This window comes from Solihabitans fulvus, from assembly GCF_008386585.1.
GTDB classification, from domain to species: domain Bacteria; phylum Actinomycetota; class Actinomycetes; order Mycobacteriales; family Pseudonocardiaceae; genus Solihabitans; species Solihabitans fulvus.
Genome location: NZ_VUOB01000060.1, coordinates 11,642 through 23,514, shown reverse-complemented (window position 1 = coordinate 23,514; position 11,873 = coordinate 11,642). Strand labels below are relative to the sequence as shown.

Here is an 11,873-nt window from a genome sequence, read left to right as displayed (position 1 = left end):
TCCCTCGTGTCGTCGTTGCCGGGATGCCGGGCCGCTCACGCGGTGACCTCGTTGGACTCGGTGGATCCGGTGGACTCGGTGGACCCGTCGGAGTCGTCCTCGCTCGGCCCGTCGGGCTCGGGCGACTCGGCGGGCCGCACCACCTTGCGGATCCGCGAGAAGCCGATCACCCCTGCGGCGCTGAGGATGCCGAGCGCGGTGATGATCAGCGCGAACTGGATGCCGACCCAGCCGCCGAGCAGGCCGCCGAAGATGGCGCCGAGCGGCGACATGCCCATCACGACCGTCCGGATCGACGCGGTCATCCTGCCCTGCATGTTGTCCGGCGTGATGGACGTGCGGTAGCTGCGCAGGTTGATGTTGCAGACGATGATCGCGGCGGCGTCGATGATGTGCATGGCCACCAACAGGATGACCGCGATGAGCGTGGGCATGAACGTGGCCAGCGGGGTCAGCAGCGAGGCGAGGCCGACGACGATGGAGGTCAGCACCAGCAGCTTGCCGAGCGGGATCCGCCTGCTCAGCGGGCCCGCGATGAGGGCGCCGACGAACGCGCCGAGACCGGAGGAGGACAGCACGAGGCCGATGTAGAACGGCGCGAGGTGCAGGGTGCGGGTGATGTACACCAGGAACACCGGTTCCAGCGCCATCGCGAAGAAGTTGGCGACCAGCGTGGCGAGGGTGAGGGTCCGGATGGTCACGTTGTTGACGACGAACGCCGCGCCCTCCGCGATGTCCCGCCAGATCGACCGCTCCTCGTCGGTGGCCTCCGGCGTCGGCTCCTTCTTCTTGATCAGGGCGGTGAACAGGCCCGACACCACGTACAGCACCGCGTTGAACATCATCGCGAACGGCGCGGTGAGCGCCTGCACGATCGCGCCGCCGATCGCGTTGCCGCCGATGTTGGACACCGAGCTGCTGAGTTCCAGCTTGCTGTTGGCGTCGACCAGCTCGGTGCGCTCGACCAGGCTCGGCAGGATCGACGAGCCGGCGATGTCGGAGACCACGCTACAGAAGCCGACCAGCACGGTGATCACCAGCAGCAGCGGGATGGTCAGCATGTGCTGCCACCACGCGAACGGGATGAGCAGCAGCAGCACGCCCCTGGTGACGTCGGCGACGATCAGGAAGGGCCGCTTGGGTTTGCGGTCCAGCCACGCGCCGGCGAACAGACTCATGAACAGGTACGGCAGGTACGCCACCGCGCCGAGCAGTCCCATCTGGAACAGCGACGCCGACAGCATGATGGACGCGATGATCGGGATCGCGACCTCGGAGATGTTCGCGCCGAGCATCGACGCCGTCTGGCCAGCCCACAGGTTGCGGAAGTCCGCGTGCCTCCACAACCCGCTGGATGTCTTGTTCGCCACGTAACCCTGTCCTTTTCCAGTCAATCGGAGACGGCTTGCCCCGAGGTCACCGCGGCGCGTGTCAGGCCACGGTCGAAGACGTCCAGCAGCGACTCCGGTGCGCTGAGGAAGGTGTGGTGCTCGCCGGCCAGCACCGTCCTGAACAGCCGGTCCTCGGCCGCGTACTCCTGCCAGCCGCCCATCTGGTCGGGGCGGATCTCGACGTCCCCGCTCCAGCCGATGGCGTGCAGGTCGGTGCTGATCATGACAGGCGCGGCGAGTTGGTACTTCTGGTTCGCGGAAATGTCCGCGCGCAGGATGTCCAGTCCGAAGTCCAGCGCGTCGGGGTGCGGGCGCCCGCCCATGGCGATGGTGAGCAGGGCGAGTTCCTCCCGCAGTTCGTCGCCGGTCATGGTGAGGAACCGGCCGTAGGGCGGTTGGTGCGGCGCCACCTGGGAGGACACGAACAGGCACGCGGGCAGGTGCCCGCCGAGCCGTTGCAGCCGCAGCGCGGTCGCGAACGCGGCCAGCGCGCCGCCGCAGTGGCCGAAGAACCCGAACGGCCGGTCCAGGTACGGTTCCAGCGCCTCGGCGGCCTGCTCGGCGAGGACGTCGTAGGTGCCGTAGTGCGGTTCCCTGATCCGGTTCTCCCTGCCGGGCAGCTGGACCGAGCAGATCTCGACCGACCCGGTGCGGCTCGGCCACCTGTTGTACATCGACGCGCCGACGCCGGAGTAAGGGAAGCAGAAAAGCCGGGCCGGCGCGTCGCTCGACGGCTTGCGCAGCAACCACTTGCGGGACTCGCCTGCCATTCGCCACCTCGTGGTCAGTGTCGGTCGGACTCATTCGGACGGGATGGGATCGGTCGGACTCAGACGGACGGGATCGGGTCGGACGGATCGGCTCAGACGGGATCGGGTCGGACGGATCGGCTCAGACGGACTCAGTCAGACAGGATTGGGTCGGACGGGATCGGGTCGCCGCCGGCGTCCCGCAGGGTCGCCGCGGCGTGCTCGCGCAGCCGGACGGTGATCGGCATCCGCCGGATGCCCGCGGTGAAGTTGGAGCTCAGGTGCTCGACCGGGCCGGCCAGCTCGAAGCCGCTGGCCAGCGCGACCAGTTCCCCGAAGAACAGGCGCAACGCGATCCGCGCCAGCGGCGCCCCGACGCAGTAGTGCGGGCCAAGCCCGAACGCGAGGTGCCGGTTGGGTTGCCTGGCCACGTCGAACCGGTACGGGTCGGTGAACACGCGCTCGTCCCGATTGGCCGAGCCGAGCCAGGTCACCAGCGCCTCGCCCGCCCGCACCGGCACGCCACCAAGTTCGGTGTCCGCCACCGCGTACCGCATGAAGTGGTTGGCCGGCGAGGACCAGCGCAGGCCCTCCTCGACGGCGTCGGCCACCGCGTCGGGGTCGTCGCCGATTCGCGCGTACTGGTCCGGGTTCTCCACGAAGGCCAGCACGGTCGCGGCGATCGCGTGCGGGGTCGTGACGTTGGCCCCCAGCAACAGGCTGTAGCAGTTGTAGACGATCTCGTCCAGCCGCATCCGACGCTCGCCGAGCTGCATTCGCGCGAGGAACCCGATGAGGTCGTCCCGGTGCGTTCTGGACTGGATGCGCTGGGCGAAGTACTCGAACAGCTCGTGGTGCGCGGTGACGAGATTGCCGTGGCCCGCGCCGTCCACGAACGACGCGTCCTCCGGCGCGATCGCCATCGTCGTCAGCTCGGTGAGGTAGGGCCAGTCCCGCTCCGGCAACCCCATCAGCGCACCGGTGAAGGCCATCGGAAAGCCCGCGACCGCCTCGGCCAGGTCCCACGGCCCGCCATCGGCGACCGGCGCGAGCAGGCGGCGCACCACCAGGCGAATGTCGGGCTGTCTGGCCCGGAGAGCGCCGTAGGACAGTACCTTCGCCAACGGCTCACGCATGGCGGTGTGTATCGGAGGGTCGCTCGCCGCCATCATCTTGTCGCCGGCCGGGTCGGCCTCGCCGAGGATGGACAGCAGCGTGCCGCGCCGGGAGGTGAACCGTCGGTGGTCGCGCAGCACCGCGCCGACGTCCGCGTGCCGCGTCACGGACAGGAACGAGCGGCCGTCGGGCAGTTCCTGTCGGTGCACAGGCGACTTGGCGCGCATCGCCCGCCACACCGCGTGCGGGTCCCCGGTCGCGTGGAACACCGGGTCGCGGAGGTCCACCGCGTCGAGGTCGACCGCGTCGAGCGGCCCGTCGGGAACGGTGATCCTCACGCGCGTGCCTCCTCGACATCGGCGGCGGGAGCGTCGGCGAGGGCCGCGACCTGGACGGCGAGCTCGGCGATGGTCGGGTTCTCGTAGAACGTCCGTGCCCTGACGAACACGTCGAACTCGCTGGCGATCTCGCTCGTGACGCGGGTGGCCAGCAGGGAATGGCCGCCAAGCTCGAAGAAGTCGTCGTCGACGCCGACCGGGTCGATCTCCATGACCTCCTGCCACAGGCCGGCGAGCCAGGACTCCAGCCGCGTGGTCGGCGCCCGGTAGTCGCTGCCGATGTCGGGGCGCTGCCGGTTCCTGCGGGCCGCGAGGGCGGCCCGGTCGGCCTTGCCGACGGCCGTGAGCGGCAGGGACTCCAGCCAGGTGAACGTGGCCGGAACCAGATAGCCGGGCAGGGTCGCCGACAGGCTCCTGCGCAGCTCCGAGGAGGGGATCGCGAACTCGCTCTCGTAGAACGCGGCCAGCCGTCGCCCGCCGACGCTGTGGTCCTGCGCAACGACGACGGCGTTGCGCACGTCGGCGAGGCCGCGCAGCGCGGCCTCCACCTCGCCGGGCTCCACCCGGTACCCGCGCACCTTGACCTGCCCGTCGGCCCTGCCGACGAACTCCAGCACGCCGTCGTGCCATCTGGCCAGGTCGCCCGTGTCGTACATGAGCGCGCCCCGGCTGGTCGCGAACGGGTTGGGCAGGAAGCGTTGCGCGGTCAGCGAAGGCCGGTTCAGGTAGCCGCGCGCCAGGCCCGCGCCCGCCGCGTGGAGCGTGCCGACCGTGCCGTCGGCGACCGGTCGCAGGTCGTCGTCAAGCAGGTACACCTCGGTGCCGTTGACCGGCAGGCCGATCGGGACGTCCCGCCCGGCCAGGGGCGCACGCACGGGATGCCAGCAGGTGAAGGTGGTGTTCTCGGTCGGCCCGTAGCCGTTGACCACGACGCAGTCGGGCAGCGCGGCCACGGCCCGATCCACGTGCGCGGCGGAGAGCACGTCGCCGCCCGCGATCAGCCGACGCAGCGCGGGCAGATCCGTCAGGCCTTCGTCGACGACCTGGTGGAACAGCCCGGCGGTCAGCCACAGCACGGTGACCCGCTCGCGGCGCACCAGCTCGACGAGTTCGGCGGGGCCGAGCTCCCCTGGCGGCGCGACGACCAGGGTGCCGCCGTTGAGCAACGGTCCCCAGATCTCCAGGGTGGACGCGTCGAACGCGACCGGCGCGTACTGGAGGAACACGTCGGTTCGCCGGGCCGCGACCAACTCCTGACCGAGCACGAGCCTGACGATCGCGCGGTGCGGCACGCAGACACCCTTGGGCGTCCCGGTGGAGCCGGAGGTGTAGGCGAGGTAGGCGAGATCCGCCGGATCGCCCTGCCGCACAGGCAGGTCACCGGTCGGCGCCGAGTCCAGCTCCGGCGCGAGCAGCGCGATGACGTCGCCGCCGACCAGGTCTCGATGGGCTCGCTCGGTCAGCGCGACCCGGACGCCGGCGTCGGCCAGCAGGGCGGCGATCCGCTCTGGCGGATCCCTCGGGTCGAGGGCCACATAGGCTGCCCGCACGCGAAGCACGGCCAGCAGCGACGCGATCAGGTGCGCCGACCGGTCCAGCAGCACGCCGACCAGATCGCCGGCACGAACGCCCTCAGCCGCCAGGTGTCCGGCGATCTCGTCGGCGCGGGCGGACAGGTCGCCGTAGGACAGCCGCTCGTCGCCGAACACGACCGCGGTGGCCTCGGGGGTGGTCCGCGCGATGTCCGCGAACCGGTCGTACACGGTGGTCACCGTGCCGTCGTCCGCTGTGCCCATGGGTTGTTCACCTGCTCCTTCCCCGGAAATGGCCGGTCAGCCACGGTCAACGGCCGTCCACAGCGCGGTGGCGCTGGCCACCAGGACACCCGCCGCGTCATACAGCGCGGTCAGGTTGACCGAGGTTCGCCCGTGCTCGGTGTCGCGGCGCGCCACCACCACGTAGGACTCGTTCGTCCACACTGGACTGTGTAGTTCGGCGACCATGCGGCTGAGCACCATCGGACTCGGGCGCGGGTCGACCGTCCAGCCGCCGGGGCAGTCGAGCACGCTCCACACCACCTCGGCGGGGACCTCCCCCGCGCCGTGGTCGCGCGGCGTCCACCGGCAGGCCACCACGGCGTCCCTGCCGCGCACCGGTCCCGGCGCGAGCCGGAGGCCGTCCACCCGGTCGGGGCCGCAGGCGAAACAGGTCGGGAACGGGTGCCCCCGGCGGCCGAGGAATCGTCCTGCGCAGTCCGCCGCGATCTCGGCGGACACCGGGTCGACCACCGGAATCGACCCGGTGGCCACGGTCGTCACCGTGGCGACCAGCTCCTCGCCGTGCCACAGCCCCGATCTGCGCTGCCCGGGACGGAACTCCATCGCGGTGTCCAGCGGGGCGGGGGCCAGCAGCGTCACCGCCGCCGTGCTTCCCTGCGCAGGCGCGGCGAGCGCGGCCAGACCGCCGCAGAGGTACCCGCCCTGCGCGGACCCCGGCGGCCCGTTGTACCGCGCTGGCACGGTGAACTCGCGAACCTGGCTCATCGGTTCGGCCCGCCGAGGGCCTCGTTGACGATCCTGGCCGTCTCGCGCACGTGCGGCGCCTGGAGGATGTCGTAGTGGTGCGCGCCGACGGTGTGCGACCGGAACTCCCCGTCGACCACCTTGCCCCACATCTCGGCGCTGTCGATCGACCCGCCGTCGAGGCCCTCGATGTAGGTGACATCGCCAGGGTACCGGTCCGGCTGGTAGTTGTTGTGCGCCATCAGGTTGGTGCTGAAGACCTTGAAGTAGGCCTCCCACTGCTCCAGCTCGCCGCCGTGTCCGGAACCCTCCGCAGGCAGCCGGCCGACCAGCCAGCGCATCTTCTCCTGGAGGGTGTCGAACCCCGCGAGCACCTCGGCCCACTCGTCGTCGACGTCCTCGGGCACGGCCATGCCGGCCGCCCTGAGCACGTCCACGAACAACAGCAGGGCGATGTCCTCATCGCGCAGGCTGTCCTCGAACTGGCCGGGGTAGGCGGCGTCGATCATGCACAGCAACGCCACTTCCTCGCCGCGCCGAACCAGCTGACTGGCGACCTCGAAGGCGAGCACCGCGCCGAAGGACCAGCCGCCGACGTGGTAGGGGCCGGTCGGCTGCTTGTCCACCAACAGTGTCAGGTAGCTGGCGGCGATGTCCTCGACCGTCGCGTTGAGCACCGTTCCCGACACCAGTCCTTCCGAGATGACGCCGTACACCGGGTGTTCGGCGGTCAGCTCGGCGACCAGCGGGAGGTAGCAGAAGACACCGCCGCCGACCGGGTGGATCAGCGACAGTGGCTCGCGCTCGCCGGCCGACCGGATGGGCAGCATCCTGGCCGCGTCGCCCGGCGCCTTCTCCAGGCGCGCCAGGGCTTCGGCGAGCTTGGCGACGGTGTCGTTCGCGAGCAGGTCCGCGACCGGGAACTTCCGGCCGAACTCCTTCCTGATCAGCATCACCAGCCGGAGCGCAAGCAGCGAGTGGCCGCCCAGCTCGAAGAAGCCGTCGTGGATACCGATCGGGCGCACGCCGAGCACGTCCTCCCACAGCACCACGAGTCGCCGCTGCGCGTCGGTGGTCGGCGGGGCGTGGTGGGCCGTCCGCTCGGGCGGACCCGCCTCCGGCAGTCGACCCCGATCCACCTTTCCGTTGGCGGACAACGGAAGTTCGTCCAGCGCCAGCCACGCGGACGGGATCATGTGGTCGGGCAGCCGCGTGGCGAGCCAAGCCCGCAGTCGCGGGGTGTCGACCTCGGCGCCGAGGGTGGGGACGACGTAGGCCACCAGCCGATCCTCGCGAAGCGCCACCACGCATTCGCGCACGAACTCGTCCTCGGCCAGCACCGCCTCAATCTCGCCGAGCTCGATCCGGAAGCCACGGATCTTCACCTGCTGGTCGGCTCGGCCGAGGAACTCCAGTTCGCCGTCCGGCAGCCACCTGACCAGGTCCCCGGTCCGGTAGAGACGTTCGGTCTGCCCGCCCGGCCAGGCGTGGTCGACGAACCGCTCCCCGGTCAGCTCCGGTTGACCGTGGTATCCGTCGGACAGGCCGACGCCGCCGAGGTGGAGCTGTCCGGTGACGCCGACCGGCACGGGTGTCATCGCATCGTCGAGCACGTGCGTGCGGAGGTTGGCGATCGGGTGGCCGATCGGCACGATCCGCCGGTCGTCCTGGCGGCAGCGCCAGCAGGTCACGTCGACGGCGGCCTCGGTCGGGCCGTACAGGTTGACCAGTTCCGCCCGGTGCCCGGCGAGAAACCGTTCCTGGAGGTCGTGGCCGAGCGCCTCGCCGCTGGAGATGACCAGCCGCAGGCTCGCGTGCTCCTCGGCGGGGTCGTGGTCGAGGAACGCCCGGAGCATCGACGGCACGAAGTGGATCGTGGTGACGGCCTGGTCGCGGATGAGGCCGGCGAGGTACTCGGGGTCGCGGTGGCCGCCCGGTCGGGCCAGCACCAGCAGGGCGCCCTGCATCAGCGGCCAGAAGAACTCCCACACCGAGACGTCGAAGGAGTACGGGGTCTTCTGCATCACCCGGTCGTCCGGCCCGAGGCCGAACTCGTCCTGCATCCACAGCAGCCGGTTGCAGATCGCCCGGTGCGAGATCACCACGCCCTTCGGGCGGCCCGTCGAGCCGGAGGTGAACATCAGGTAGGCGGGGTCGTCCGGGGTCGCCGTGCCGGCGGGGCGCGTCTCGGGATCCGGCTCGGCCGCGATTTTGGCCAGTTCAACGGTTTCCGCCGACGCTCCGCACGTCCGGAGCCGGTCGAGCAGCGCCGGTGCGGTCAGGACGACGGCGGCCCCGACGTCAGCGACCATGGTGTCGATCCTGGCCACCGGGTTGTCCGGGTCGATCGGCACGTACGCGCCACCGGCCTTGAGGATCGCCAGCAGGCTCAGCACCAGCTCCGGCGATCGTTCCAGGTACACGCCGACGAACTGCCCTTGTCGGACGCCGAGGTCGACGAGCCGAGCGGCCAGTCGATCGGCGTACGCGTCGAGTTCCCGATAGGTGAGCGTGCCGCCCTCGAAGGTCACGGCGGGCAGCTCGGGGGTCTCCCGCGCCTGCTGTTCGACCAGCCGGTGCAGCAGGTGCGGTCGGGGGTAGTCCGTGTCGGTGTCGTTCCAGTCGGCCAGCTCGGCCAGTTCGGTCTCCGACAGCAGTGCGGCCGTGCGGTGCGCGGTGTGCGGGCCGGTGACCATGGCGCGCACCGCAGCCAGGTAGTAGCCGTGGATGCGGTCGATGTCCGCTCCGGTGAACAGTGCGGCGTCGTAGCGCAGCCCCACGCCGACCCGCCCGGTGAACGTGTCGCGGGAGAACTCCACGCCGAACGGGAAGCTGGTCGGCACGTCGCCGTCCTCGTCGAGCACGGTCAGCTCGCCGGTCGGGCGCTCGTCCTCGACGTGGAAGTGCGTGTAGTTGAAGTAGGTCTCGAACAGCGCCGTCGAGCCGAGTCGTCGCTGGATCTCCGGCATCGGGAACCTGCGGTTGGGCTGGATCGCCAGGTCGGTCTCGGCGACCCTGCCGATCAGCTCGACCCAACTGCCCTCGTCGAGGCGGCACCGGAACGGCAGGGTGTTCAGGAACAGCCCGGCGACCCGGTCGCCGTCGGTCTCCTCGACGCGCCCGTTGTAGACGACGCCGGTCACCACGTCGGAGTCGCCACCGAGCATGGCGAGGACCCGAAGGTGCACGGCGAGCAACACGATCCGCACCGGGACGGCCAGCGCCCCGGCGAGCCGGACCACCTCGGCGGACAGGTCCGAGGGCAGGTCCCGCCCGCTGATCGCCATGTCCGGCGCGCCGGACCCGGCGTTCGACGAGCGGGGCACCGTGGTGACGGGCGCGCCGTCCAGTTGGTCGAGCCAGAACTGGCGCTGTTCGGCGCTGTCGAGCGCCTCCCGTTCCAGCCGCACCAGCGAGCGGAAGCGGGAGGCCGGTGGCGGCGGCGTCGTCGGGTCGCCGCCGAGCGCGTCGAGGTAGCGGGTCAGCAGTTCACCGAACAGGGAGCGGGCGCTCCAGCCGTCCATGATCGCGTGATGCTCGACGATCCACAGCTGCACGGCGTCGTCGGCGCGGCGCTGCACGTGGAACCGGATCAGCGGCGCCCGCTCCCAGTCGAACGGATGCTCGCGCTCCCAACGGAACCGGCGCGCCACCTCAGCCGCCTGCTCGGCCGGGGCGACCGACCGGATGTCCTCGAAGGTGATCGGCGCGGTCACCTCGTCGCGCACGAGCTGGAGGGCCTCGCTGAAGCCGTGCATGGCGAACGAGGTTCGCAGCACCTCGTGCCGGGACAGCAGGGCTTCGACGGCCGAGCGCCACGCGTCCTCGGAGTACGTGGCGCGGATGTGGTACCCGGCGACGTTGTGGTAGATCTGGTGCGCCGCAGTCAGTTCGCTGTGGTAGAGCATGCCGGCCTGGAGCGCGGTGAGCGGGTAGGCGTCCGCGACGCCGGCGGGCAGCAGCGCGCGGTCGGCCGCGCCGATCAGATCGAACGGCTCCCAGGTCTGCTCGCCGTCCTGCGGGTCGATCGGCGTGACCAGCGGCGCAAGTTCCCGGATGGTCTGGTTGAGCATCAGGTCCGGCAGCCGGATCGCCAGACCGTGTTCCCGTGCCCTGGCAAGGATCTGGATGCTGCGGATGGAGTCGCCGCCGACCTCGAAGTAGTTGTCGTCGATGCCGATCTCGGCGCGGTTCAATGTCGCCGCCCAGATGTCGGCGAGCGCCCGCTCCACATCGTCGCGCGGGGCGACATAGGGAGTCGCGTCGTCGTCGACGGGGCCGGGCCGCTCGGTCTCGGCCGGCCGGTCCGCGCGTTCCGCCACCGGTGCCGGGAACGCGTCGGCGACCGCCAGGTCCGGGCGCGCGGCGACGGCGGCGACGGCGGTGCGGTAGTGCCCGGCGAACCGCTCGGCCCAGGCCGGCGAGAACAGGTCGGACCGGTACTCGAGCACGGCGGTCGGCTGGGCGCCGTGCTCGTCGACCTCGAGGGACACCTGGAACTTGGCCGTGCTGGTGTCGTGGCCGACGGGGATGATCTCCAGCTCTCCAACGGAAAGCCCGGCCTGCGCCGCGTCGACCATCATGAACAGCACCTGGACGATCGGGTCGTGGTCGGCGGCGCGGGCCGGGCTCACGTGCTGCACGACGGTCTCGAACGGCACCTCGTGGTGGTCGTGCGCGCGCAACGAGGCGCGCCGCACGCGGTCGAGCAGTTCGCGGAAGCTCGGGCGCCCGCCGAGGTCGGTGCGGATCGGCACCAGGTTGACGAACACCCCCACCGTGCGCTCGAACTCCGCGCGCTCGCGGTTGGCCATGGGGACGCCGACGATGACGTCGTCGAGCCCGGTGTAGGCGCCGAGCACGAGGTGGAAGACGGCGAGCAGCGCGGTGGAGACGGTCGTGTCGGCCGCCTTGGCGATAGTCCGCAGGGCGTCGATCGCGTCGCCGGGCAGGTCGAACCGCAGGCTGCCGCCGCCGGTCGTCTCGGCCCCGGCCGGCAGGTCCGCCGGCAGCTGCACAACCGGGAGGTCGCCGCCGAGCGTCTCGGACCAGAAGTCGAGCTGTCGGGCGGCTTCCGCGCTGGCCAGCCACTCCTGTTGCCAGGACGCGTAGTCGCCGTACTGGAACTCGGGTTCTGGCGGGGCCTGCCCGCCGCCGCCGATGTTCGCGCGGTAGCCGGCCAGGATGTCCTCCAGCAGCACCGTGACCGACCATCCGTCGCAGATGATGTGGTGCATGGCCAGGACGAGGGTTGCGGTGGTGTCGTCGCGGCGCAGCAGTGCGGCCCGGAACAGCGGGGCGCGCTCCAGGTCGAAGGGCCTCGTCGCCTGGGCCGTCATCCAGGCCGTCAGTTCGGCGTCGTCGAGGTGGTCGCCGACCCGCCAGTCCAGGCGCCACCGGGTGTCGATGACCTGCCGAAGGCCGCCGTCGACGAGCGCGAAGTGGGTACGCAGCGCCTCGTGCCGCTCGCCGGCCTGCTGGATCGCGCGCCGCAGCGCGTCCTGGTCGAGTGGCCCGCGCAGCGTGAAGAACAGCGGCACGTGGTAGGTCGGCTCACCGTCAAGCAGCTGCTGGATGAAGAACAGCTGCTGCTGCGCGATGGACGCGGGCGCCACGTCGTACCGCGCCGTCTCGACGGTCGGGCTCTGCTCGCTCGTCACCGGGGCACCGCCACCCCTGCGGCGATGGCGGCGGATGACCGCGCGCGTCCGAGACCATACAATTTTTGCCCCCAGGCAAATCGGATGACCATCAAGA

General features: G+C 71.0%; 6 protein-coding genes. All 6 read right to left on the bottom strand.

Annotated elements, in window-relative coordinates:
- Positions 1 to 35: 35 nt before the first annotated feature.
- The 6 genes from F0L68_RS29875 to F0L68_RS29850 all read right to left on the bottom strand — a co-directional run bounded on the left by F0L68_RS29875 (position 36) and on the right by F0L68_RS29850 (position 11,776).
- Positions 36 to 1,370 (bottom strand): MFS transporter, encoded by a 1,335-nt coding sequence (locus F0L68_RS29875; RefSeq protein ID WP_223199256.1) that lies wholly within the window; start codon positions 1,368 to 1,370, stop codon positions 36 to 38.
- A gap of 20 nt (positions 1,371 to 1,390) precedes the next feature.
- The gene (locus F0L68_RS29870; RefSeq protein ID WP_149853190.1) at positions 1,391 to 2,161 is read right to left on the bottom strand and encodes a thioesterase II family protein; all 771 of its coding nucleotides are present in this window, start codon (positions 2,159 to 2,161) and stop codon (positions 1,391 to 1,393) included.
- A gap of 131 nt (positions 2,162 to 2,292) precedes the next feature.
- A complete protein-coding gene (locus F0L68_RS29865) occupies positions 2,293 to 3,594 on the bottom strand; it encodes a cytochrome P450 (protein ID WP_149853189.1) in 1,302 nt (433 codons plus the stop codon).
- The gene (locus F0L68_RS29860) at positions 3,591 to 5,390 is read right to left on the bottom strand and encodes a non-ribosomal peptide synthetase (RefSeq protein WP_149853188.1); all 1,800 of its coding nucleotides are present in this window, start codon (positions 5,388 to 5,390) and stop codon (positions 3,591 to 3,593) included. Before F0L68_RS29860 ends, F0L68_RS29865 begins: the two co-directional genes overlap by 4 nt.
- Before the next feature lie 36 nt (positions 5,391 to 5,426).
- Positions 5,427 to 6,137 (bottom strand): hypothetical protein, encoded by a 711-nt coding sequence (locus F0L68_RS29855; protein ID WP_149853187.1) that lies wholly within the window; start codon positions 6,135 to 6,137, stop codon positions 5,427 to 5,429.
- Complete coding sequence (locus tag F0L68_RS29850; protein WP_188316904.1) at positions 6,134 to 11,776, bottom strand: non-ribosomal peptide synthetase; 5,643 nt, start codon at positions 11,774 to 11,776, stop codon at positions 6,134 to 6,136. Before F0L68_RS29850 ends, F0L68_RS29855 begins: the two co-directional genes overlap by 4 nt.
- Positions 11,777 to 11,873: the final 97 nt, after the last annotated feature.